Source organism: Amycolatopsis sp. NPDC049688 (assembly GCF_040674975.1).
Lineage (GTDB): Bacteria > Actinomycetota > Actinomycetes > Mycobacteriales > Pseudonocardiaceae > Amycolatopsis.
This window is the reverse complement of sequence record NZ_JBFANY010000015.1, coordinates 103,017-125,827: the sequence shown is the minus strand read 5'-3', so window position 1 is coordinate 125,827 and position 22,811 is coordinate 103,017. Positions and strand designations below refer to the sequence as shown.

General features: G+C 72.4%; 26 protein-coding genes. 12 read left to right on the top strand and 14 right to left on the bottom strand.

Features of this window, described 5'->3' with window-relative positions:
• Positions 1 to 58 precede the first annotated feature (58 nt).
• Positions 59 to 1,315 carry a threonine ammonia-lyase IlvA gene (ilvA, locus tag AB0J55_RS35285; protein ID WP_364258695.1) on the top strand — a complete coding sequence of 419 codons (1,257 nt, stop codon included), beginning with the start codon at positions 59 to 61 and terminating at the stop codon, positions 1,313 to 1,315.
• A gap of 20 nt (positions 1,316 to 1,335) precedes the next feature.
• A complete protein-coding gene (locus AB0J55_RS35280; protein ID WP_364258692.1) occupies positions 1,336 to 1,905 on the top strand; it encodes an NADAR family protein in 570 nt (189 codons plus the stop codon).
• Between the two features lie 7 nt (positions 1,906 to 1,912).
• Here the strand turns inward: AB0J55_RS35280 and AB0J55_RS35275 are convergent, their stop codons facing one another.
• Positions 1,913 to 2,290 (bottom strand): hypothetical protein, encoded by a 378-nt coding sequence (locus tag AB0J55_RS35275; protein WP_364258689.1) that lies wholly within the window; start codon positions 2,288 to 2,290, stop codon positions 1,913 to 1,915.
• Between the two features lie 44 nt (positions 2,291 to 2,334).
• Positions 2,335 to 3,090: an acyltransferase gene (locus AB0J55_RS35270; RefSeq protein ID WP_364258686.1), complete on the bottom strand. Its 756-nt coding sequence runs from the start codon at positions 3,088 to 3,090 to the stop codon at positions 2,335 to 2,337.
• Between the two features lie 52 nt (positions 3,091 to 3,142).
• Here AB0J55_RS35270 and AB0J55_RS35265 point away from each other — a divergent pair, with 52 nt between their 5' ends.
• From AB0J55_RS35265 to AB0J55_RS35255, 3 genes are all read left to right on the top strand, one after another.
• A complete protein-coding gene (locus AB0J55_RS35265; protein WP_364258683.1) occupies positions 3,143 to 4,105 on the top strand; it encodes a nucleoside hydrolase in 963 nt (320 codons plus the stop codon).
• Between the two features lie 56 nt (positions 4,106 to 4,161).
• Positions 4,162 to 5,250, top strand: a complete 1,089-nt coding sequence (locus AB0J55_RS35260) for a C40 family peptidase (protein WP_364258960.1) — start codon at positions 4,162 to 4,164, stop codon at positions 5,248 to 5,250.
• A gap of 183 nt (positions 5,251 to 5,433) precedes the next feature.
• Positions 5,434 to 6,858 (top strand): FAD-dependent monooxygenase, encoded by a 1,425-nt coding sequence (locus AB0J55_RS35255; RefSeq protein ID WP_364258680.1) that lies wholly within the window; start codon positions 5,434 to 5,436, stop codon positions 6,856 to 6,858.
• Here AB0J55_RS35255 and AB0J55_RS35250 read toward each other — a convergent pair.
• On the bottom strand, positions 6,844 to 7,737 hold the full coding sequence (locus AB0J55_RS35250; protein ID WP_364258677.1) for an oxidoreductase: 894 nt from the start codon (positions 7,735 to 7,737) through the stop codon (positions 6,844 to 6,846). The two genes, AB0J55_RS35255 and AB0J55_RS35250, sit on opposite strands and share 15 nt — an antisense overlap.
• 37 nt (positions 7,738 to 7,774) lie before the next feature.
• Between AB0J55_RS35250 and AB0J55_RS35245 the strand changes: the two genes are divergently transcribed.
• Positions 7,775 to 8,302, top strand: coding sequence for a hypothetical protein (locus AB0J55_RS35245; RefSeq protein ID WP_364258674.1), 528 nt, complete (start codon positions 7,775 to 7,777; stop codon positions 8,300 to 8,302).
• A 3-nt stretch (positions 8,303 to 8,305) separates the two neighbouring features.
• Here the strand turns inward: AB0J55_RS35245 and AB0J55_RS35240 are convergent, their stop codons facing one another.
• Entirely contained in the window at positions 8,306 to 8,950 is a 645-nt protein-coding gene (locus AB0J55_RS35240; RefSeq protein ID WP_364258671.1) for a hypothetical protein, read from the bottom strand.
• Positions 8,951 to 8,960: 10 nt separating this feature from the next.
• A complete protein-coding gene (locus AB0J55_RS35235) occupies positions 8,961 to 10,118 on the bottom strand; it encodes an MFS transporter (protein ID WP_364258668.1) in 1,158 nt (385 codons plus the stop codon).
• A 113-nt stretch (positions 10,119 to 10,231) separates the two neighbouring features.
• On the opposite strand from AB0J55_RS35235, the gene AB0J55_RS35230 reads away from it, so the two are divergent.
• From AB0J55_RS35230 to AB0J55_RS35220, 3 genes are read left to right on the top strand one after another with little or no spacing between them, the layout of a single operon-like run.
• The gene (locus AB0J55_RS35230; protein WP_364258665.1) at positions 10,232 to 11,002 is read left to right on the top strand and encodes a maleylpyruvate isomerase family mycothiol-dependent enzyme; all 771 of its coding nucleotides are present in this window, start codon (positions 10,232 to 10,234) and stop codon (positions 11,000 to 11,002) included.
• A 51-nt stretch (positions 11,003 to 11,053) separates the two neighbouring features.
• The gene (locus tag AB0J55_RS35225; RefSeq protein ID WP_364258662.1) at positions 11,054 to 11,626 is read left to right on the top strand and encodes a PadR family transcriptional regulator; all 573 of its coding nucleotides are present in this window, start codon (positions 11,054 to 11,056) and stop codon (positions 11,624 to 11,626) included.
• A gap of 9 nt (positions 11,627 to 11,635) precedes the next feature.
• Positions 11,636 to 13,078 carry an FAD-dependent monooxygenase gene (locus tag AB0J55_RS35220; RefSeq protein ID WP_364258659.1) on the top strand — a complete coding sequence of 481 codons (1,443 nt, stop codon included), beginning with the start codon at positions 11,636 to 11,638 and terminating at the stop codon, positions 13,076 to 13,078.
• Between the two features lie 4 nt (positions 13,079 to 13,082).
• Here the strand turns inward: AB0J55_RS35220 and AB0J55_RS35215 are convergent, their stop codons facing one another.
• Complete coding sequence (locus AB0J55_RS35215) at positions 13,083 to 13,601, bottom strand: GNAT family N-acetyltransferase (RefSeq protein ID WP_364258656.1); 519 nt, start codon at positions 13,599 to 13,601, stop codon at positions 13,083 to 13,085.
• Positions 13,602 to 13,668: 67 nt separating this feature from the next.
• Between AB0J55_RS35215 and AB0J55_RS35210 the strand changes: the two genes are divergently transcribed.
• Positions 13,669 to 14,052 (top strand): hypothetical protein, encoded by a 384-nt coding sequence (locus tag AB0J55_RS35210; protein ID WP_364258653.1) that lies wholly within the window; start codon positions 13,669 to 13,671, stop codon positions 14,050 to 14,052.
• A gap of 19 nt (positions 14,053 to 14,071) precedes the next feature.
• On the opposite strand, the gene AB0J55_RS35205 is transcribed toward AB0J55_RS35210, so the two are convergent.
• The gene (locus AB0J55_RS35205) at positions 14,072 to 14,959 is read right to left on the bottom strand and encodes a TetR/AcrR family transcriptional regulator C-terminal domain-containing protein (RefSeq protein WP_364258650.1); all 888 of its coding nucleotides are present in this window, start codon (positions 14,957 to 14,959) and stop codon (positions 14,072 to 14,074) included.
• Between the two features lie 141 nt (positions 14,960 to 15,100).
• Between AB0J55_RS35205 and AB0J55_RS35200 the strand changes: the two genes are divergently transcribed.
• Complete coding sequence (locus tag AB0J55_RS35200) at positions 15,101 to 15,802, top strand: DUF2306 domain-containing protein (RefSeq protein WP_364258647.1); 702 nt, start codon at positions 15,101 to 15,103, stop codon at positions 15,800 to 15,802.
• Positions 15,803 to 15,895: 93 nt separating this feature from the next.
• The gene (locus tag AB0J55_RS35195) at positions 15,896 to 16,861 is read left to right on the top strand and encodes a chitinase (protein ID WP_364258644.1); all 966 of its coding nucleotides are present in this window, start codon (positions 15,896 to 15,898) and stop codon (positions 16,859 to 16,861) included.
• Between the two features lies 1 nt (position 16,862).
• Here the strand turns inward: AB0J55_RS35195 and AB0J55_RS35190 are convergent, their stop codons facing one another.
• The 7 genes from AB0J55_RS35190 to AB0J55_RS35160 all read right to left on the bottom strand — a co-directional run bounded on the left by AB0J55_RS35190 (position 16,863) and on the right by AB0J55_RS35160 (position 22,733).
• The gene (locus tag AB0J55_RS35190; protein ID WP_364258957.1) at positions 16,863 to 17,681 is read right to left on the bottom strand and encodes a LysR family transcriptional regulator; all 819 of its coding nucleotides are present in this window, start codon (positions 17,679 to 17,681) and stop codon (positions 16,863 to 16,865) included.
• Between the two features lie 16 nt (positions 17,682 to 17,697).
• Positions 17,698 to 18,075: a DUF427 domain-containing protein gene (locus AB0J55_RS35185; RefSeq protein ID WP_364258641.1), complete on the bottom strand. Its 378-nt coding sequence runs from the start codon at positions 18,073 to 18,075 to the stop codon at positions 17,698 to 17,700.
• A 63-nt stretch (positions 18,076 to 18,138) separates the two neighbouring features.
• A complete protein-coding gene (locus tag AB0J55_RS35180; RefSeq protein ID WP_364258638.1) occupies positions 18,139 to 18,903 on the bottom strand; it encodes an HAD family acid phosphatase in 765 nt (254 codons plus the stop codon).
• A gap of 35 nt (positions 18,904 to 18,938) precedes the next feature.
• Positions 18,939 to 20,105: a class I SAM-dependent methyltransferase gene (locus AB0J55_RS35175; protein WP_364258635.1), complete on the bottom strand. Its 1,167-nt coding sequence runs from the start codon at positions 20,103 to 20,105 to the stop codon at positions 18,939 to 18,941.
• Position 20,106: 1 nt separating this feature from the next.
• Entirely contained in the window at positions 20,107 to 21,072 is a 966-nt protein-coding gene (locus AB0J55_RS35170) for a class I SAM-dependent methyltransferase (RefSeq protein ID WP_364258632.1), read from the bottom strand.
• A gap of 4 nt (positions 21,073 to 21,076) precedes the next feature.
• The gene (locus AB0J55_RS35165) at positions 21,077 to 21,856 is read right to left on the bottom strand and encodes an enoyl-CoA hydratase-related protein (RefSeq protein ID WP_364258629.1); all 780 of its coding nucleotides are present in this window, start codon (positions 21,854 to 21,856) and stop codon (positions 21,077 to 21,079) included.
• A 55-nt stretch (positions 21,857 to 21,911) separates the two neighbouring features.
• The gene (locus tag AB0J55_RS35160) at positions 21,912 to 22,733 is read right to left on the bottom strand and encodes an ABC transporter ATP-binding protein (protein ID WP_364258626.1); all 822 of its coding nucleotides are present in this window, start codon (positions 22,731 to 22,733) and stop codon (positions 21,912 to 21,914) included.
• Positions 22,734 to 22,811: the final 78 nt, after the last annotated feature.

Here is a 22,811-nt window from a genome sequence, read left to right as displayed (position 1 = left end):
TGATGCGCCCGGAGGCCCGGGAGGTTGCCCGGGACGCGCGAGTCGTAGATTCATCGGGGTGCACGACATCGACACGGTGACCGCGGCCACGATCGAACAGGCCGCCGGGCGGCTGGCCGGGGTGGTGACCCGGACGCCGCTGGAGCCGAGCGCCCGGCTGTCGGCCCGGGTCGACGCGCAGGTCTGGGTGAAGCGCGAAGACCTGCAGACGGTCCGGTCGTACAAGATCCGCGGCGCCTACAACTTCATCGTCCAGCTCGACGAGCCCACCCGCGCCCTCGGCGTCGTCTGCGCCAGCGCGGGCAACCACGCCCAGGGCGTCGCGTACGCGTGCCGGCGGCTCGGCGCCAACGGGCGCGTGTACGTCCCGGGCACCACGCCGCGGCAGAAGCGCGAGCGCATTGCGACCCTCGGCGGCGCGCACATCGAGGTCGTCGTGGTCGGCGAAACCTACGAAGACGCCTTCGCCGCGGCCAACGAGGACGCCCAGCGCACGGGCGCGACCCTCGTCCCCGCCTTCGACGACGTCCGCACCGTCGCCGGCCAGGGCACGGTCGCGCGGGAGGTGGTCGAGCAGCTCGGGTTCGTGCCCGACGTCGTGGTCGTGCCGGTCGGCGGCGGCGGGCTGCTCGCCGGCGTCGGCAGCTGGCTGCGCGAGCGGCACCCGGACGTCCGGATCGTCGGCGTCGAGCCCGCGGGCGCGGCCTGCATGGCGGCGGCCCTGGAGGCCGGCCGGCCGGTGCGGCTGCCGGCGCTCGACTCGTTCGTCGACGGCGCCGCCGTCCGCGAAGCCGGCGCGGTCACCTACCCGCTGATCCGCGAGAGCGGCGCCGAGCTGACCGCGGTCGCCGAGGGCGCGGTGTGCACCGAGATGCTGGCGATGTACCAGTCCGACGGCATCATCGCCGAACCCGCGGGCGCGCTCGCCGCGGCGGCGCTCGGCACGGTCGTCCACGTGACACCCGGGCAGACGGTGGTGGTCCTGGTCTCCGGCGGCAACAACGACGTCAGCCGCTACAGCGAGATCCTCGAACGTTCGCTGATGCACGAAGGGCTGAAGCACTACTTCCTCGTCGGGTTCCCGCAGGAGCCGGGCGCGCTGCGGCGGTTCCTCGAGCAGGTCCTCGGCCCCGAAGACGACATCACCCGCTTCGAGTACGTCAAGCGCACCAACCGCGAGCTGGGGCCGGCGCTGGTCGGCATCGAGATCGCCCGGTCGTCGGACCTGCCCGGCCTGCTGGCCCGGATGGACGCGAGCCCGCTGCAGGTGGAGCGGATCGAGCCGGGCAGCCCCCTGTTCCACTTCCTGCTTTGAGCGCGTGGTCCACTAGTCGGATGGTGAAGGTCGACGGTGTCCGCAGTGTCGAGGCGTTGCGCGAAAAGGTCCACGAGGGTGCGGAGCCCGAATACCTGCTGTTCTACGGGCACACGCCCGCGAAGTCCGGGCGGGTGACGGCGAGCTGCCTGAGCCAGTGGTGGGTCGACCCGTTCGAGGCCGACGGCGTCGTCTACCCGACCGCCGAGCACTACATGATGGCCGGCAAGGCCGACCTGTTCGGCGACCACGAGAAGGCCGAGCTGATCCGGGCCACGCCCGACCCGAAGGCGGCGAAGGTGCTCGGCCGCGAGGTCGCCGGGTTCGACGCCGAGACCTGGGAGCGGCACCGGTTCGACATCGTCGTCGACGGCAACCTGGCGAAGTTCCGCGCCCACCGCGACCTGCGCCGGTTCCTGCTCGGGACCGAGGACAAGGTGCTCGTCGAGGCGTCCAAGAAGGACCTCGTCTGGGGCACCGGCATCGCCCGCGAAGAGAAGAACGCGACCAAGCCCGACTACTGGCGCGGGCTGAACCTGCTCGGTTTCGCGCTGATGGAGGTCCGCGACCAGCTGCGGGCCCGCATCTGAGGACGGATCAGCCGCCCGGGCATTCGTTGCCGCCGCCGCTGTGCTCGACGCAGTGGCGCGGCCCCGGCGGGGGCGGCGGGCGGTGGCGGAGGTCGTCCGCCACCTGCAGTGCCGCGACGGCGGCCGCCAGCGTCAGGGCGATCCCGAAGAACCACGTCCAGCCCCGCCGCCGTGTGGTCGCCGCGACGACCACGCCGGCCAGGGGCAGCCCGGCGCCGAGCCAGGCCGCCCAGACCAGGTAGCCGTCGCCCGCGTGCGAGCTCGTGCCGAACACCGGCATGTTCGCGAGCGCGCCCTGCAGCACCAGGAACGGGACGACGACCAGCCACCCCACCGCGGCCAGCGCGAGGGCGGCGGACACGGCACCCCTGCGGGACTCCCCCATGCGATCACTATGTCGCGGAAGACGACCACGCCGCCTGAGTAGTCCTACTGCTCGTTGAGGGTCTTCTGCAGCGCCTTGTTCGCCTTGCGGGCCATGTCCGCGACGGCCTCGCGACGCGCGGCGTCGGCCGCGTAGTCGTCTTCGCGGTTACGGACGACACGGGCCGGCGCGCCGACCGCGATCGAGTAGTCCGGGATGTCACCACGGACGACCGCGTGCGCGCCCAGCACGCTGCCGCGGCCGATGCGCGTGCCCTTCAGCACGCTGACCTTGGTGCCGAGCCAGGTGTCCGGGCCGATCCGGACCGGCGACTTCACGATGCCCTGGTCCTTGATCGGCACGTGGATGTCCGCGATGACGTGATCGAAGTCACAGATGTACACCCAGTCGGCGACCAGCGTGGCCGCGCCGAGCTCGATGTCGAGGTAGCAGTTGATCACGTTCTGGCGGCCGAACACGGACTTGTCGCCGATCCGCAGCGAGCCCTCGTGGCAGCGGATGGCGTTGCCGTCGCCGATGTGGACCCAGCGGCCGATCTCCAGCCGCCCGTAGCCCGGCCGGCAGTGGATCTCGACGTCCTTCCCGAGGAACAGCATCCCCCGCAGGATGATGTGCGGGTTGGCGAGCCGGAACTTGAGCAGCCGGTAGTACCGGACCAGGTACCAGGGCGTGTACGCGCGGTTGCGCAGCACCCAGCGCAGCGAGTCGGCGGTCAGGAACTTGGCCTGCCGCGGGTCCTGCCGGGCGCGGCGCCAGGCCCGCACCCGCGACAGCGCGGGCGCACCCCACATCGACGTCATGCGAGTGACCGTAACCTGTGTGCGGGACGGGTTCGCAGGCAAGGGGAGCTGGATGGGCACGAAGCTGATCATCGACACCGACCCGGGCGTCGACGACGCGCTGGCGATCGCGCTGGCGGCGCTGTCCCCGGACGTCGACCTGCTCGGGGTGACGTCGGTTTTCGGCAACGTCCCCCTCGACCGCACGACGTCGAATGCCCGCCGGCTGCTGGCACTGTTCGGCCGCGACGACGTTCCCGTGGCCGCCGGGGCGGCGCGGCCGCTGGTCTACTCCAAGCCGCGTGACGCGAAAGAGGTCCACGGCGGCGACGGCCTGTCGGGCCACTCCTACACGCTGCCCGAGGCGAGCCGTCCGCTGGAGGAGCGGGACGCCGTCGGGCTGATGCTCGATCTGCTCGAAACCGCCGGTGAGCCGGTGACCATCGCCCCGATCGGGCCGCTGACGAACATCGCCGCGCTGCTCGCGGCGCACCCGGGCGCGGCGGCGAAGATCGCGCGGCTGGTGATCATGGGCGGCGGGGTGACGTTCGGCAACAGCACGACCGCCGCCGAATTCAACATCTGGAGCGACCCCGAGGCGGCCCGGCGGGTGCTCGTCGAGGAGGACGTCCCGGTCGTGCTGGTGCCGCTGGACCTGACGCACCGCTGCGCCGTCGACGGCGAATGGCTGGCGAAGCTCGCGGCGTCGGGGCCCGTCGGGGCCACCCTCGAAGGACTGACGTCGACGTACCGGCAGCACTACACGCGCGTGTTCGGCGAAGACCGGATGGTCATGCACGACGCCGTCGCGGTCGCCGAGGCGATCTCGCCGGGCATCCTGCACACCGAGACCTACCGCGTCGACGTCGACTGCGGCCTCGGCCCGGCCCGCGGCCAGACCCTGGTCGACCGGCGGCGGCTCGGCGAGGACGATCCCCAGTTCTCCCCCGGCCGCCCGATCGAGGTCGCGCTGGACACCGACCTCGACGGCCTGCGCGGCTTCGTCCTCGACCGGCTCACCGGAGCGGCCCGGTGAGCGACGAGCCCGACGTCGTCCCGGACGACACGCCCGAGCCTCGCCGCCGGAAGCCCGTGGTCGTGGTCGCGGCGGTGGTCGTCGTCGCGGCCGCGCTGGTGGCCGGCATCCTGCTCGCGCCGAAGCAGCAGGAGACCACGAACACCGCCGCGACGGGCACACCGGCGCCGTCAGTGACCCCCAAACCGCCGACGACCACCCCGCCCCAGACGTCCGCGCCGCCGAAGGTGCCCGAGGCCAGCGAGTTCGACGCCTGGGCGTCCAAGACCAGCCAGTGGCTCGACATCCCGCTGCGGGCGATGGTCGGCTACGCGAAGGCGACGACGAAACTCGGCAAGGACGTCCCCGGGTGCCACCTGTCGTGGGTGACGCTGGCCGCGGTCGGAAAGGTGACCACCGACCACGGCCGGGCCCAGGGCAGGCAGCTCGGCACGACCGGCGTCCTGGACAAGCCGCTCGGCACGATCGAGGTGCGCGACTTCTACAACAAGGTCGTCTCGACGGCGAACGCCGCCGGGCCGATGCAGCTGTCCCCGGCCCTCTGGGGCAAGTACCAGGCGAGCTACGCGGGCGGGAAGCCCGACGTGCAGAACATCGACGACGCGGCCCTGACCACCGGCCGCGCGCTGTGCGCCGACGGCCACGACCTCTCGCAGGGCCAGGCGTGGTGGAACGCGGTCGGCACGCTGCAGCCGGCGCCGCTGTTCCTGCACCGCACGCTGGCCACGGTCAACGTCTACGGCACGGTCGGCCAGGGCTCGGCGCCGCCGAACCCGGCGGTGCTGAGCGCGGTCAACTTCGCGATCGACAAGATCGGCCTCCCCTACATCTGGGGCGGCAACGGCACCGGCGGCAACGACCCGGGCTTCGACTGCTCGGGCCTGACGACGGCGGCGTACGGCAGCGCGGGCATCAGGCTGATGCGCACGGCGGACACGCAGTTCCGCAGCGTTCCGCACGTGACCGACCCGCAGCTGGGCGACCTGATCTTCTACGGCGAACCGGCGACGAAGATCCACCACGTCGGGCTCTACATCGGCAACCAGCAGATGATCGACGCCCCGCAGACCGGCCAGGCGGTCCAGGTCCATTCGTACCGCCGGGACGGCGACGACTACGCGGGCGCGGGCCGCCCGACGGCCTGAAAACCGGCTGGACGCGGTGCCACGCGGCCTTGTAGCGTGCAGCCGTCCGTGACCGGCCCGAGGAGGTGAGACCCATGAACGCTGTATCGACGTGGGTGCTCCCCGTTTCCGTCACGGCCGGCGATTGACGTAGGTGTCGCCGGGAGCGCCGCGAACCACCAGGCACTCCCGAAAGGCACCACCATGGACACTCCGTCCTTCGACGTCGTCATCGCCGGCTGCGGGCCGACCGGCGCCGTGCTGGCCGCCGAGCTGCGGCTGCACGACGTGCGCGTCCTCGTTCTGGAACCCGAAACCGGACCGGCGCCGTTCGTCCGCATCGTCGCCCTGCACATGCGCAGCCTCGAGCTGATGGCCATGCGCGGGCTGCTGGACCGCCTCCTGCCCCACGGGCGGAAACGGCCGGCCGCCGGGTTCTTCGCCGGCATCGTCAAGCCCGTGCCCGATGGCCTGGATTCCGCGCACGCCTTCCTGCTGGGCATCTCGCAGCCGGTGCTCGTCCGGCTCCTCGAGGAGCACGCCGCCGGGCTGGGTGCGCAGGTCCGGCACGGGTGCGCGGTCACCGGGTTCGAGCAGGACGCCGACGGCGTGACCGTCGGGCTGACCGGCGGCGGACAGGTGCGGGCGAGCTACCTCGTCGGCTGTGACGGCGCGCGCAGCACGGTGCGCAAGCGGCTCGGCGTCGGCTTCCCCGGCGAGCCCTCGCGGAACGACACGCTGATGGGCGAGATGGAGGTGGGGGTGCCGCCGTCGGAACTCGCCGGGGCCGGCGTACCCCACCGGCGGTTCTGGATCAGGCCCGTCGGCGAAGGGGTCTACAGCGTCGTCGTCCCCGCCGCCGGCGTCGCCGATCGCGCGCAACCGCCCACTTTGGACGAATTCAGGCAGCAGCTGCGGGCCGTCGCCGGCACCGATTTCGGCGTGCACTCGCCGCGCTGGCTGTCCCGGTTCGGGGACGCCACCCGGCTGGCCGAGCGGTACCGCACCGGCCGGGTGCTGCTGGCCGGCGACGCGGCCCACATCCACCCGCCCACCGGCGGGCAGGGCCTCAACCTCGGTGTCCAGGACGCCGTCAACCTGGGCTGGAAACTCGCTGCGCAGATCCGCGGCTGGGCACCGGAAACCCTGCTGGACACCTACGAAGCCGAACGCCGTCCGGTCGCCGCGGACGTGCTGGACAACACCCGGGCGCAGACGGAGCTGTCGTCGGCGGGACCGGGCCCGGAGGCCGTGCGCCGGCTGCTCACCGAGCTGATGGACATCAACGAGGTGAACCGCCACCTGATCGAGAAGATCGCCGCCACCGGAATCCGCTACGACTTCGGCGAAGGCCCGGACCTGCTGGGCCGCCGGCTGCGCGACATCGACGTCCCGGGCGGCCGCCTCTACGACCGGCTGCGGGGCGGCCGCGGCCTGCTGCTGGACCGCACGGGACGGCTGACCGCCGGGCGCCGGGCGGACCGGGTCGACCGGCTTGCGGCGCCCGCGGCCGCGGTGGACGTCCCGGGCCTCCTGCTGCGGCCCGACGGCCACGTCGCCTGGATCGGCGACGACCAGCGGGACCTGGACGACCACCTCACCCGCTGGTTCGGCTCACCGTCCGAGTGAGTGCACGGCGTCGAGGCGGGCCAGCTCGTCCGGGGTGAGCCGGAGGGCGCCCGCCGCGACGTTGTCCTCGAGGTGGCCGACCGATCCGGTGCCGGGGATGACGAGCACGTGCGGTCCGCGCTGCAACGCCCAGGCGAGCCGCACCCGGACCGGGCTCGCCTCGTGCGCGCGGGCGATGGCGAGCACTTCCTCGTGCTCGTCGTCGCCCGCGCCGGCCTCTCGCCCGGCGCCGGCGATCGCGAAGAACGGCACGAACGCGACGCCCTGCTCGCCGCAGGTGTCGAGGAAGGCGTCCTGTTCCGGGCGGTAGCCGAGGCCGTAGGCGTTCTGCACGCACACCACCGGCGCGATCGCCTGCGCCTGGGCGAGGTGCGCGGGACGCGCGTTGGAGATGCCGAGGTGCCGGATCAGCCCGGCTTCACGCAGCCCGGCCAGCACGCCGAAGTGCTCGGCGATCGAGTCGAGCCCGGACACGCGCAGGTTGACCACGTCGAGGTGGTCGCGGCCGAGCTGGCGCAGGTTCTCCTCGACCTGCCCGCGCAGCTGCTCCGGGGCGGCGAGCGGTTGCCAGGCGCCGGAAGGGTCGCGGGACGGCCCCACCTTCGTCGCGATGACGAGGTCGTCCGGGTAGGGCGCCAGCGCGCGGTTGATCAGCTCGTTGGCCGACCGCAGCCGGGAAAAATAGAACGCGGCCGTGTCGATGTGGTCGACACCCAGCTCGACGGCCCGGCGCAGGACGGCGATCGCCTGGTCGCGATCGCGCGGAACGGCGTCGGGAGCGAACGCCTGGCCGTGCTGCGGCAACCGCATCGCGCCGAAGCCGATGCGGTGGACTGTGCGGTCGCCGAGCGTCCAGGTACCGGGGTGGCCGGAGATCATGACCGGAGTCTGGCACGGGATCCGGGATACTCCGGCCATGGACTCGGGGACCACCACGCAGCTGATCACCGTGGGCGCCACGCTCGGCGGGGTCGTGCTCACGTTGCTGACCAACACGTTCGTCGAGGGCCGCAAGCTGAAGGCGACCCAGCGGGCCGAAGCGCAGAAGCGGGCGGCGGACCACGCCAACTGGCTGCGCGACGAGCGCGTCAAGGCGTACGCGGGCCTGTCGACGGCGAGCGAAGAGGCGTTCCAGCTGGTCCGCGCGGAGTTCATCAAGCTGCCCGAGGACCGCAAGGCGATCGAGGCACGCTGGCGCGAGCGGCGCACGGAGCTGCGCAAGGCGCACAACCAGGTGGCGTTGTTCGGCACCGAAGAGCCGCGGCAGCGCGGGAAGGAGCTGTGGAAGGCGGCCCGCAACGGGGCGAACGCCGTCTTCGCCGAGCTGGACGCCGGGGCCTCGGAAGTGCGCCGGGAGAGCCTCGACGAGCTCCTGACCGGGATCAGCGACGCCGGGGACCGGTTCCTGGAGGCGTGCCGCGCCGACGTCCAGGGCGCGCACTGAGCCTCACCCGCGGAGCCGGCGGACCGTGGCGCGGAGGGACTCGATCTCTTCCACCATGGCCACGAGCTCGGCTTCGCCCGCCCACTCCGTCAGGAGTTCGGCGCGACGGCGCATCGCCGCCTTCTCGCGGGCCCGGTGGGCGCTCGCCTGCTCGTAGCGTTCCGCGTCGACGGCTGCCTCCTTCAGCTTCCGGTAATGGCCGATCAGGGCGTTCAGCTTCCCGATGCCGGGAGGGAACACCGGCTCGGGTTCCACACCCCACTTCCCGAACTCGCTCCGGACCTCGTCCGGCGAAACCGGCAGCACACCGGCCTCGGCGAGAGCCAGCAGGAGCGACGGGGCGCAGTCCCGCTCCTCGCGGACGCGGTCGACGAGGGCCTGCGCTTCCGGGGTCAGCTCTGTGCGGTTCCGTTCCTCCAACGCGCGCATGAAGGACTCGGGGGTGAAGGGTCCGGTGTCGGGCGGGACGGGCGGCCGGAACTGCTCCGCCAGCGCGGCCGGGTCCGCTCCCAGCTCCGAGAGCACGCGAAGGGCCACGCTCGGTCCCGCCGTCAGCAGGCCGAAAGCCAGGTGCGCGAGGGTGATCGGACCGGCCGCCCGGTACGCGTGGTGCAGCACCAGGTCGATCGGAACGGCTTGCTCCCCCACCGCACCGAGTCTAGGCCGAACCGGCCCGCGCCGACGTGGGTTCCCGCAGCGAGGGTGCGAGGAAGACGATCCCGAAGGTGATCACGACCGCCGACGACAACGCCCAGTGCAGCCCGACGCGGGTTGCGAGCGCGCCGACCAGCACCGGTTCGACCAGGAACCCGAGGTAGCCGCAGGCCGCGACGGCGGCGACCGCCCGGCCCGGTGCGTCCGCCTGTTTGCGGCTCGCCACGCTCCACGCGATTGGCACGATCCCGGCCACGCCGAGCCCGACGACCGCGAAGCCGAGCACGCCCGCCACCGGCCACGGCACGGCGAGGACCACCGCGAAGCCCAGTACCGCGGTCGTGGCCGCCACGCGGACGAACCGGACCGGGCCCGTCCGCGCCACGATGCGGTCGGCGACCAGGCGGACCGCGATCATCGTCCCGGAGAAGGCGAAGTAGCCGAGCGAGGCGAGCGCGGGCGTCGCGCCGGTGACGTCGGCGAGGTACACCGCGCTCCAGCTGTTGACCGCGCCTTCGGCGACGAACCCGCAGAACGCGAGCACGCCCAGCGGCACCAGTACCCGGCTCGGCCACGCGAACGCCGCTTCGCCCTGGCCGCGGTCGGCGCCGGTGAGGAACCGGGTGCGTGCCGCCCACAACGCCAGCGCGAGCAGCGCCGCGCCGGCCACCGGGAAGTGCACGGACACCGGGACGTGCGTGGCCTCCATCAGCGCGTCGGCGCCCGAGCCCGCGAGCCCGCCGATGTTCCAGAACGCGTGGAAGCCGGCGAAGATCGGGCGGCCGTAGCCCTCCTCGACGCGGGCCGCGTGCGCGTTCATCGCGACGTCGAGCAGGCTGTTGCCCACGCCGAGCACGACGAGCGCGGCGCAGAACACCGGCGCCGACCACGCGAGCGCGACCAGCGGCAGCCCCGCGCAGAGCACGACCGCGCCGAGCACCACGGCCGCGCGGCTGCCGATCCGGGTGAGCAGCGCGCCCGCGCCCAGCAGCGCCAGCACCGATCCGGCGGCGAGGCCGAACAGCCCCGTCGCCAGCTCGCCGGTGCTCAGCCCGAGCCGCTCCTGCACCGCGGGCACCCGGGCCAGCCAGGTCGCGAACGCGGCGCCGCACACCGCGAACACGACGGAAACGCCGAGGCGGGCGCGTTTCAGGTCCCCCATCGCCCTAGGAGATCATGGCCACGGCGCGGCGGGCCGTCCAGGTCCGGGGAGGTCGTCTTCGGGGCAGCCGATCATGACCCCACGGCCGCCGCCGCCCGGCCTACCGTGGCGGGGTGAAGTCGTTGAGCCACGACCGGCTGGCCGCTGCCCTGGTCGCCGAGGCGGACCGGTTCGGGACGGCGATCGCGGGCGCCGACCCGGCGGTGCGCGTGCCGACCTGTCCCGAGTGGACACTGCGCGACCTGGCCTGGCACGTCGGGCTGGCCTACCACAAGGCGGCCGTGATCATCGCGAGCCGGCCCACCGGGTACGTGCCCTTCGACGCCGTCACGGTCGACGACCCGCCCGCGTTCGCGGCCCTCGGCGGCTGGCTCCGCGACGGCGCGGAGCGGCTGGTCGCCGCGGTGGCCGAGGTCGGACCCGAGACCCCGACGTCGACCTGGACGCCCGATCGGCGCGCCGGGTTCTGGACCCGGCGGCTGACCCACGAAACCGTCGTCCACCGCGCGGACGCGGCCTTCGCGACGGGCACGCCGTACGACGTCGACGCCGAGCTCGCGGCGGACGGGATCTCCGAAGGCCTGGACCTGGTGGCCGTGTTCTCCCGGCGACCGCACCCGGCCCTGGACCGGACGCCGCTGCAGGGCACCGGCGAGACGCTGCTCTTCCGCGCCCCCGAGCCGGAACCCGGGTGGCTGGTCCGGCGGACGCCGTCGGGAGCCGAGGCGAGCCGGGAAACCGGCGAGGCCGACGTCGTCGTCGAAGGCCGCGCCGCCGACCTGCTGCTCGCGCTGACCGGGCGTATCCCCGCGGACGACCCGCGGCTCACCGTGTCCGGGGACGCGGCCCTGTTCGGGCACTGGCTGGAGCACACGCGCTTCTAGCCGGGCTTGACCGACGCCGTATAGTCGGTTCCGACTAATAGGGAGCGACTAGTGCCGCGCAAGATCCGCAACACCCTCGCCCTGGCCGTGCTCGGCCTGCTGCTGGAACGCCCGATGCACCCGTACGAAATGGCGGCCACGCTGCGCGAGCGCCACAAGGGCTCGACGTTCAAGATCAACCCGGGTTCCCTCTACGACACCGTGGAAGCCCTGGCGAAGCACCGCTGGATCGAGCCCGTCGAGACGGTCCGCGAGGGCAACCGGCCGGAACGGACCGTCTACGCGCACACCGAACTCGGCCGCCAGGAGTTCGTCGCCTGGCTCGACGAACTGGTCCGCGAACCGGTCGCGGAGTACCCGAAGTTCGTCGCGGCGGTGAGCTACCTCGGCGCGCTCGGCCCGGACCGCGCCGCCGACGCCCTGGAGGAACGCGCCCGCCACCTCGCCGAACGCATCGACGGCGCGGACACGGCACTGGCCGAAACCGTCGGCAAGGGCGCGCCGCGGCTGTTCATGATCGAGGTCGAGTTCGTCCGGCACGCCTGGCAGGCCGAGCTCGACTGGGCGCGCGACACCGCCGCCGAAATCCGCTCCGGCTCCCTGCCGTGGCCCGAAAACTTCTGAGAGGAAACCGTGTCCGATCCCGATGTCCTCATCGCCGGTGCCGGCCCGGCCGGCCTGCTGCTCGCCGCGGAACTCGCGCTGACCGGCGTCCGCACCACGGTCGTCGAACGCCTGCCGCAGCGCCCGCCGTACTGCCGCGGCTTCAACCTCAACTCGCGGGCGCTGGACCTGCTGGCCCGGCGCGGGCTGGCCGAGGGGCTGGTGGCGGAGGGCCACCGGGTGCCGCACGCGCCGGTCACCGGCCTGCCCGGCCCGCTACTGCTCGACGGCACGGCCACGGACCACCCGTTCTCGCTGGGCATCCCGCAGACGCGCGTCGAGGAGATCCTGGAAGCACGGGCGCTCGAACTGGGCGCCGAAATCCTGCGCGGGCACGACCTGCGCTCGTTCACCCAGTCCGCGGACGACGTGACCACGGTCGTCCACAATGGACAGTTCGGCCGGACGATCCGGTCGCGGTTCCTGGTGGGCTGCGACGGCGGCCGCAGCACGGTCCGCAAGCAGGCGGGCATCGGCTTCCCGGGCGTCGACGCACGTTGGTACGCGCTGCTCGGCGACGTCGAATGCGACCTGCCGTACGGGCCGTCGGCGGGGCCGGACGGGCGGAGCCTGTTCGTGATCCCGCGGCCCGGGTACGTCCGGATCGTGGTGCGGGAGGACGACCCGCCGGCGGACAAGGACACTCCGGTGACGCTGGAGCGGCTGCAGGCCCAGGTGGACGCGGTGCTGGGCCGGCACGTCGAGCTGCGCGCACCCCGCTGGCTGAGCCGCTTCGGCGACGCGGCCCGGCTGGCGTCGAAGTACCGCGAAGGCCGGGTGCTACTGGCGGGCGACGCGGCCCACATCCACCCACCGGCCGGGGCGATCGGGGTGAACGTCGCTCTCGACGACAGTTTCAACCTGGGCTGGAAACTGGCGGCCACGGTCCGCGGGACGGCTCCGGAAGGTCTCCTGGACACCTACCACGCCGAGCGGCACGCGGCGGGCGAGCGAATCCTGGCGAACACCCGCGCCCAGGTCGCGCTGGAGGAGTCGAGCGAGGAACCGTGGGCGGACCTGATGCGGCGGGTGGCGGCGCACCCGGCCGGGAACCGGGCGCTGGCGGAGATCATCACGGGACTGGACGCGTGTTACGAGACCGGCGGGCACCCGTGGCTGGGGCGGCTGGCACCGGACATCTCGCTGACCGTCTCGGATCGGCCGACGCACTTGGCGGCGCTGTTGCATGCGGGAGGGCCGGTGTTGCTCGACCTGACGTCGGCGGGGTCGTTCGAGGCGTGGTCGGCCGGGGTGCCGGTGGTCGCGGCGTCGAGTCCGTCCACTTCGGACATCGACGCGGTGCTGCTGCGGCCGGACGGGCACGTCGCCTGGCTGGGGACGCCGGACTCGGGTGATGCCGGGCTGGCGGAGGCGGTGCACCGGTGGGTCGGCAACGTGCCGGTGCCCGTCTGAGGGTTCAGCGCGGGCGGTCCAGGACCGCCCGCTGCTCCACCCGCCCGTCCAGCACGAACCGGCTGTGCGGCGTGAAGCCGAGCTTCTCCACCACCCGCGCGGACGGCTTGTTCACCGGTTCGTACACCGCGAGCAGCCGGTCCGCCCAGCCGGAAGCGAACACCCGGTCGCGGACCGCGGCGGTCGCTTCCGTCGCGTAGCCGCGGCCCCAGCCCGAGGGCGCGATCCACCAGCCCATCTCCACCGCCGGCCACCCGAGCCCCGACTCGGCCGCGCTGCGCCGGACCAGGGACACGACCCCGTCGAAGGAACCCGGCGCCGCCGACACCGCGAACCAGCCGAAGCCGTGCTCGGCCCAGTGCGCGAGCGTCGCCTGGTGCTTGGCCAGCGTGTACTCGCGGCTCCACGGCTCGCCGGTGCCCACGTAGCGGACCGTCTCCGGCAGCTGGGCCAGCGCGAACAGGTCGTCGAAGAACTCCTCGGACCACGCGTGCAGCGTGAGCCGTTCCGTGGTGATCCGCACCGGGGCCAGTCTAATGTCCTTGCGCCGCAGTGCGATGATCAGCTCGCCGAACGGCCGAGGAGGACATGTGGGGCTCGTTCTGTTCCCAGGAGACGGCGACACCAGCAGTCCGGACATCGCTTGGTCCTACACCGGCTTCGATGCGTTCCGACGGTGGCTGGCTCAGGCCGAAGGGTTCGCACTGGAGGAGATGCACGGCTTCGGTGGACAGCGCCCGTGGAACGACGTCTCCACCGACCTGGCACCACTCCTCGATCATCCCGACGACGACGGCCCCGACCTCTCCCCGGGCCAGTGCGCCGCGATGCTGCCCCGCCTGCAGGAGATCACCAGCCGGTCTCAAGGCGGAAGCACCGACCCCCTTCTTCAACGGCACATGGACGACGCCCGCCGACTGCTGGTCGTCCTGCAGCTCTGCATCGAGAAGGACGTCGATCTCCACTTCGCCTGACCCCGGCGAGCGTCGACACTCAGTGTTCGCCCAGCAGCACGGCGATGCCGTCGAGCTGGCGGCGCAACCCGAACTCGAACGCCTCGTCCAGGCCGACGTCCTCGATGCCGGTCAGCACCTCGGTCAGCACCGGGTACCGGCCCGAGCCGAGCAGCCGCGCCAGCAGGGCCATGTCGGCCGCCAGGCGCTGGTCGCCGGTGATGCCCGTGTCCTGCTCCGCCTGGACCTCGAACGCGTTGCTCACCGCCAGCCCGCCGACCCAGCCGTTGAGCGTCATGACCACCTGCAGCTTCACCCGCCGCCGCAGGCCCGTGCCGGCCAGCGCGCGCAGCGACCAGTCCACCAGCCGCAGGCCGGCCGGCAGTACCGGCGGGCGGACCAGCGAGTTGAGCAGGATCGGCGCCAGCCACGGGTGCCGCCGGTAGGCCCGCCACTGCGCGCGGGCGGCGAGTTCGAGGCGGGGCCGCCACTGCGCCGGGCCCGGTTCCGGCAGGTCCGCCTCGCCGAGCGCGACGTCGGCCATCAGCCGGAGCAGCTCGTCCTTGTCCGGGACGTGCCGGTACAGCGCCATCGGGCCGACGCCCAGCTCGGCCGCGAGCCGCCGCATCGACAGGGCGGCGAGGCCGTCGGCGTCGGCCAGTGCGATGGCCGCGCGCACCAGGCTGTCGCGGCCCAGCGGCGGCTTCGCCGGCGTCCGGTCGGCGACGACCGTGCCGCTGCCCGGCACCGCGCGCACCCAGCCCTGCTCGCCCAGCGCGGACAACGCTTTCGCCGCGGTCGCCATCGCGACCCCCCACTCGCGCACCAGCGCCCGGGTCGACGGGACGCGGTCACCGGGCCGCAGCTCGCCCGCGGTGATCCGGCGGCGCAGGTCCGCCGCGATCCGCAGGTAGGGCGCCTCCGTCACGAACTCCCCGATCCGTACTAGAACGGTTGCCGAAGCCACCTAGAACGGTTTCAGGGTACTCCCCCATTACTGACCGCGGTTATTGTCGCCGGCTCTCCACCGCTCATACGGTTCGGATACACCGTACGAACAGGGGGCATGATGACGACGACCGAAAAACCCGCAGTCCGCCGCGCGACGCCGTGGTGGCGGCGCCCGTGGGTCTTCCCGCTGGGCCTGCTCGTCACGGCGTTCCTGGTGTTCTCGCTCCCGCCGTACCTGGGGCTCGACCCGGCGAAGTCGCGGATCCCGGCGCCGACCGGGTGGTACTACCCGGTGCTGGTCACCCACATCGGGTTCGCGACCATCGCCATGGTGACCTGCGCGCTGCAGATCTGGCCGTGGCTGCGGCGGAAGCACCCGGCGGTGCACCGGCGCACCGGGCGCGTGTACGTCTTCGCCGGCGCGATCCCGGCGTCGATCGCCGGGTTCACCATCGCGCTGGCGGCGCCGTTCGGGCCGGTCGGAGCAGTGTCGAACATCCTGCTGGCGACGCTCTGGTTCGGCTGCACCGTGCAGGGTTACCGGGCGGCGCGGGCACGCCGGTTCGGCGACCACCGCCGCTGGATGGTCCGCAGCTTCGCGCTGTGCATGTCGATCATCAGCAACCGGATCTGGGGCGTGGTCTGCGCGATCGTGCTGACCCCGCAGCTGGACACGACCTTCGGCGGCAGCGAAGCCGCGCTCGGCCAGGCGATCGCCGGCATCACGACGTGGACCGGCTGGGTGCTGCCGCTGCTGGCCGCCGAGTGGTGGCTCGGCCGCCGTCCCGCCCGCCGCCGCGACGCAGGGTCACCGGCGTAGCCCGATCGGCCGATGGTCCACACCACAGAAAAAGGTCTATACCAATGGGGACCGCAGTTCCCCGCCGCCGCGCTCGTCGTCGTGGAGGTACCCATGCGTCTCCGTTCCTTCCTGTCCCTTCTGGGCGGGCTCGCCCTGCTCAGCACCGGCTTCGCCGCCCCCGCCGGCGCCGCGGCCGGCTCCCCGATCCCGGTCGGGCCCTACGTCGACATGGGCGCGTGGCCGACGCCCAGCCTGTCGGCGATGTCGGCCGCGAGTGGCGTCAAGGGGTTCACGCTCGCGTTCGTCAACTCCTACGGCTGCAAGGCCAGCTGGTTCGGCGCCTACGACCCGCGCACGGCGTGGCAGAAGGAGGAGATCGCCAAGATCCGCAACGGCGGCGGGGACGTCAAGATCTCCTTCGGCGGCGCGTCCGGCATCGAGCTGGCCCAGGCGTGCAGCACGTCCGCACAGGTCGCGGCCGAGTACGACGCCGTGGTCAAGGCGTACGGCCTCAAGTACGCCGACTTCGACATCGAGGGCGCGGCGGTCGCGGATCCGGCGTCGATCGCCCGGCGTTCGCAGGCCCTGAAAACGCTTCAGGACGGCAACCCCGGACTGAAGATTTCCCTGACGCTGCCGGTGTTGCCGAACGGCCTCACCGCGGACGGGCTCAACGTCGTCAAGGCGGCCAAGAACGCCGGGGTGAACCTCGACCTGGTCAACATCATGGCGATGGACTACTACCAGGGCGCGGGCGACCAGGGCGCCAAGGCGATCTCGGCGGCCAAGGCCACGCAGGCGCAGCTCAAGTCGTTGTACGGCCTGAGCGACGCGGCGGCGTGGAAGAAGGTCGGCGTCACCCCGATGATCGGCGTCAACGACTCGCAGAACGAAATCTTCTACCAGAAGGACGCGAAGGCGCTGGTGGCGTTCGCGAAGACGGTCCACCTCGGGATGCTGTCGTTCTGGGAGCAGGGCCGCGACGCGAACGCGTGCACCGGGGCGCTGTACAAGTGCACCAACGTGCCGCAGTCGAAGTACGAGTTCGCGAAGATCTTCGCCGGGTACACCGGCTGAGTCACCACCGGGCGGCGTCCGCGAGCAGTGCGTCCCGCACCGCCGCGGGCCCCGGCCGGCACGGCTCGGTCCGGCTGACCACGAACAGCGTGTTGATCGGGGGCTCCTCCGGCTCCAGCAGCGCCACCAGGTCGCCCGACGCCAGCTCGGCCGCGCAGAGGTACCGCGGCAGCACGCTGACGCCGCAGCCCGCCAGCACGCACGCCAGCACCCCGCGCAGATCGGGGACGACGACCGCCGGGCCGCGCGGCGGGCGGGTGCCCAGGACCGTGCGCCAGTAGCGGCGGATGATCGGCAGGTCCTCCGCGTACGCCACCAGCGGCGCCCTCCGGGGGTCACCGGTGAAGCCGCGGGGGCCGACGAGGACGAACTCCTCGTCCGTCAGCGGGGTGGCCGTGAAGGCGCGGCCGCGCGGGCGGATCGTCGAGACGACCAGGTCGAAGCGGCGCTCGGCCAGGCCCGCGAGGAGGTCGTCGGCCAGGCCGAACGTCACCCGCAGCTCGAGCCCGCGCGCGACCAGACCGGCCAGCGCGGGCAGCACCCGGGCCGTCGTCAGCTCGGCGGGCCCGGCCAAGTGCACCGGGGAAGCCCCGCCGACGACCACGGAAGCCAGCGCGTCGATGTGCGGGGCGACCCGGGCCGCCAGCTCGTCGGCCACCGACGTCGGCGTCACCCCGCGGGCGCGCCGGACGAACAACTGCTGCCCCAGCTGCTCCTCCAGGGCCCTGACCTGCGCGGTCACCGTCGGCTGGGACAGGCCCAGCGACGGTGCCGCACCCGTCAGGGAACCCGCGCGGTGGACCGCCAGGAACGTGCGCAGCAGGTCGAGGTCCAGCTCAGTCCTCGACGAGGTCGATCGAGTCCACCACGTTCGGGTAGAACGCGACGTGGTCCTTGATCGGCGCGACCGCGTCGTACGGGTTCTCGTACGTCCAGACCGCGTTCTCGCCCTGCACGTCACCCGCGTTCAGCGAGTAGTAGCTCGCCTCGCCCTTGTACGGGCAGTACGTCTCGTGGCTGGTCCGCTCGAGCACGCTCGCGTCGACGTCGGCCAGCGGGATGTACTGGACCGCCGGATAGGTGGATTCCTGCAGGGTGAGGGCGTTGCGGCTGTCGGCGACGACCCGCCCGCCGGCCTTGACCACGACGCGGGCCTTCGTCGGCTCGACGGTGATCGGGTGGTCCGGGCCCGGCTGCAGAACCTTCTTCGCCATGTCAGCTCCCTAAGCGTCCTGTGTATCAGGAGCAGCACGCCGGGCCCGGCCGTTATTCCGCGATCAGGGCAGGTAGTACATCGGGTTCGGCAGCTTGACCGGACGCAGCGCGTGACCGCCCTCGAGGTCGCTGAACTGGTCACCGAGGTTGAGCACGATCTTCGCGCCGGTCGCCTCGATGTGCGCACGCGTGCCCGACTTGTACTGGACGGTGGTGCAGGTCAGGCCGCACGGGAGGTAGTCGGGGGCGGTGGTCTTCGGCTTGAAGAACGCGCCGGCCGGGGCCGGGAAGCCCTCGTTGGCCAGGTTCTTCAGCGACTGCGGGCCCTGGAACTCGTTGCGGCCGGTCAGGAAGTAGACCTTGACGCCGTGCTGCGCCGCCCAGTTCGCCAGCTCCAGGACCGGCTTGTTGGCGACGAACGTGCCGTTGTCGATCGCCTGCTGCTGCTTGACCGGGTCGAAGCCGAAGTCGTTGTCGGCCTCCCAGCCGTAGGTGACCTCGGACGTGTCGTCGACGTCCAGCACGACCGCCGGGTTCTGCACCCGGCCCAGCGACTGCTGCAGGTAACGCTTCGCGTCCGAGACGATCCGGCCGGTGTCCTTCACGAACCGGCTCGTGTCGGAGTAGTGGTGCTTGCCCGCGGTGTCGACGTAGTCGCCGTAGTACGCCTTGACGTCGAGCTTGACCTGGCCGATGTTGGCCGGCTCCTTCGAACGGGCAGCGGTCGCGTCGTCCGAGCCGGCCAGCGCGGTGGCGCCCGAGGCGACCGTGGCGCCGATGGCCGCGGCGGCGGCGAGCTTGACGAGACCTGACCATTTTCCGGACACAGCGACCTCCACGGAAACTTGACGACCCGGGGAACTTACGTCACCCGTTCCGCCCGGCAGACGAAAGCCACCGGCGCGCGGCCGATCCGCGTCAGAACCACCGAAGCTTCCGCTTCGCCGCGCGGCTTCAGCCGGCGGCGCAACGCGTCCGGGTCGACGTCGAGGCCGCGGACCAGGATCTCCAGCCGTCCGACGTCGTGCCGCTTGAGCGCCGCCTTCAGCGCCTTCTCGCTGTACGGCCCCTGCTCCAGAACGCGAAACGCCCGCACGCCGGGCGGTGGAGTGTCCCCGGTCAGGTACGCGATGCGCTCGTCCAGCTGCCACAGCCCGTGCCGCGCCGCGTAGTGGCGGACCAGCCCGGCGCGCACGACGGCGCCGTCCGGGTCGATGATCCACTCCCCCGGCTCCCGCACCGGCAGGTCGTCCGGTTCCGTGTCGGTGACCGTCCACTGTGTCCCGTCCGAGCGCAGCACGGTCGCCCGGCGGGTGACGCCCGTGCCCAGGCCGCGCCAGAGGCAGGACTCGCGGACCTGCCCGTCCAAGGAGACCAGCTCGACCTCCTCGGCCCACGGCGTGAGCGCGAAGTCGAGGCCGGGGGCGCACTTGACCGCCAGGGGCCGCCCCGGGTACGCCTCGACCAGGCCGTCCAGCGGCGGCGCGAAGTCGGCGGGTTTCCACGCCCGGCGACCGGCGGAGTCACGCCGGGCCGGGTCGGCCACGACGACCCCGGACCGGCTCACCGGGCGCAGCGCGTCGGCCCGCGCGAGTCCGAACGCGGCTCCCGCGGCAGTTCCGTTGTGGCGGGCCATCTCCAGCCGCACGGGGTCCAGATCGGACCCGAAGGCACGCCGTGCCACCCGCGCGATTTCGACCAGGTCCGCGCCCACCGAACACGTCACGTCGTGCACGTCGAGCCCCGCCAGCCGCGCCGCCCGGTGCCGGGCCACGATCGACGCGCTCGCCTGCTGGAGCGCGTCGGAGGTGAACAGCCAGTCCACACCGGACAGTTTGCCGACGGCTTTGCGCCGCAGCAGCACCGTTTCCAGGACGGCGGCCGCCCGCTCCTCGCCCACGAGACGGCGGACGGCGGCGACCGACGCGATCGGGTCGGTCAGGGGCAAGGCCGAGACCTCGGCGAGCGCCGCCACACCCGCGCCGGAACGCAGGTAGGCGACGTCGCCGAGGCTGAACGAATAACCCAACTCAGGACGGCCGCTTGGTCCCGGTGATCATCACGTTGTAGAACAGCTCGCGCGGCAGGATCTTCGACAGCACCTTCTTGTCCACAGCGGACAGCCGCAGCCACAGGTGGTAGGCGAACAGCCGCCAGCGCACGGTCAGCTTCTCCTGCGGCACGGCCGCTTCGAACGTCCGGATCGGCCAGCCGGCCAGGGCGGCGGCGAACTCCTCGGTGACCGCGTGGACGTCCTGGGCGCCGGCCCCGCGGGCCCACGACTCCAGCTCCGACGGGTCGAACGTGTGGATGTCGACCACGGCCTCCAAGGCGGCGGCGCGCGAGGACTCGTCCAGTTCGGACTGCGGGCGCCGCCAGCCGCTCAGCACCGGCAGCTTCGTCACCCGGGTCGTCAGGAACCAGGTGAGCTGGCCCAGCTTGCGGGCGTAGAAGTCGCCGACCTTGGTCGGCTCGCCCGCGAAGACGAACCGGCCGCCCGGCTTGAGCACGCGCAGCACTTCGCGGAACGCCGCCTGGACGTCCGGGATGTGGTGCAGCACCGCGTGCCCGACGACCAGGTCGAACGTGTTGTCCTCGTACGGGATGCGCTCGGCGTCGGCGACCCGGCCGTCGACGTCGAGGCCGAGCTTCTCGGCGTTGCGCAGCGCGACCTGGACCATGCCGGGCGAAAGGTCGGTGACCGAGCCCTTCTTGGCGACCCCGCCCTGCATGAGGTTCAGCAGGAAGAAGCCGGTGCCGCTGCCCAGTTCCATCGCGTGCTGGTAGGGCTGGCCGTCCTCGCCCGCGACGGCGTTGAACACGTCGGTGGCGTAGGAGATGCAGCGCTCGTCGTACGAGATCGACCACTTCTCGTCGTAGGTGCCGGCTTCCCAGTCGTGGTAGAGCACGTTCGCCAGCTTGGGGTCGGCGTACGCGGCCTGGACCTCTTCGGCGGTGGCGTGCGGGTTCGGCGCCGGGTCGTTCACGTCGGTCAAGGCGTCATTTCCCTTCGAAAGTGGCCTTGCCGGGCCCGTTTTCGATGAACGACTTCATGCCGTTCTGCTGGTCTTGGGTCGCCCAGAGGGCGGCGAACAGGTGCGACTCGAGCTTGAGCGCGTTCGGCAGGTCCATGTCGAGACCGCCGTCGATGGCCGCCTTCGCCGCGCGCAGCGCCACGGCCGGGCCGTTCGCGAACTGCGCCGCCCACTTGTGGGCCGCCGCGTAGACGTCGTCGGGGGCGACGACCTGGTCCACGATCCCCAGCTGCAGCGCCTCTTCGGCCTTGACGAACCGTCCGGTGTAGACGATGTCCTTGGTCTTGCTCGGCCCGATCAGCCGGGCCAGGCGCTGGGTGCCGCCCGCGCCGGGGATGACGCCGAGCTGGATCTCCGGCTGGCCGACCTTGACGTTGTCGCCGGCGACCCGCCAGTCCGCGGTCAGGGCCAGTTCGAGGCCGCCGCCGAGGGCGTACCCGGTGATGGCCGCGACGACCGGCTTCGGAATGTTCGCGATGGCCGCGAGGGTGCCGGTGAGGTTCGCGCCGAACTTGGCGATCTCGGGGTACGTGCGGGTGGCCATCTCCTTGATGTCCGCGCCGCCGGCGAAGGTCTTCTCGCCGCCGTAGAGGATGACCGCGCGGACGTCGTCGCGCTCGGTGGCCTCCTTCGCCAGCTCGGCGAGCTCGGCGGTGACCTGGGCGTTCAGGGCGTTGACCGGCGGCCGGTCGAGCCGGATGGTGCCGACCCCGTCCTTCACCTCGAGGGTTACGAACTCTCCCACGTCACTCCTCCTCGTTGACGGACTGCCAGCAGGCTACCGGCCGGTAAGCGTCAGCTTAGCGACGGCGGGCGAAGAAGCGATCCCCGGAGCGCTCCAGCACGAGGTCCTGGTCGAACGTCTTCGAGAGGTTTTCGCTGGTGATGACGTCGTCGACCAGGCCGGAGACCACCGCCCGGCCGTCGCGGAGAAGCAGCGCGTGGGTGAACCCCGGCGGGATCTCCTCGACGTGGTGGGTGACCAGGACCAGCGCCGGGGCGTCGGGGTCCAGCGCCAGGTCGGACAGCCGGGCGACCAGGTCCTCACGGCCGCCCAGGTCGAGGCCGGCGGCGGGCTCGTCGAGCAGCAGCATCTCCGGGTCGGTCATCAGGGACCGGGCGATCAGCGCGCGCTTGCGCTCGCCCTCGGAGAGCGTGCCGAAGGTGCGCTCTCCGAGGTGCCCGATGCCCATCGCTTCGAGGAGCTCGGTCGCGCGGGCGGTGTCGAGGGTGTCGTATTCCTCACGCCAGCGGCCGAGCACCGCGTAGCCGGCGCTGACCACGACGTCCTTGACCAGCTCGTCGCCCGGGACGCGCTGGGCGATCGCCGCCGAGGTGAAGCCGATGCGGGGACGCAGGTCGAAGATGTTGACCCGGCCGATGCGCTCGCCGAGCAGGTCGACCTCGCCGGTGGTCGGGTGCAGTTCGGCCGCGGCGAGGCGCAGCAGGGTGGTCTTGCCCGCGCCGTTCGGGCCGAGCACCACCCAGCGCTCGTCCAGTTCGACGGTCCAGTCGAGGCCGGCGAGGAGGTCGTTGGTCCCCCGGCGGACGCCGACACCGGCCATCCGGACCACGAGGTCGTCAAGTTCGCTGGGCTGGATCGGCTCGCTCACGAGGCCCATTCTGTCTGCCGTCGCGCGCGCGTGCGCACCCGCCCGGGTGAGACGGCGAACCGCCAGGTCGGGAAGTGTCCACGACGT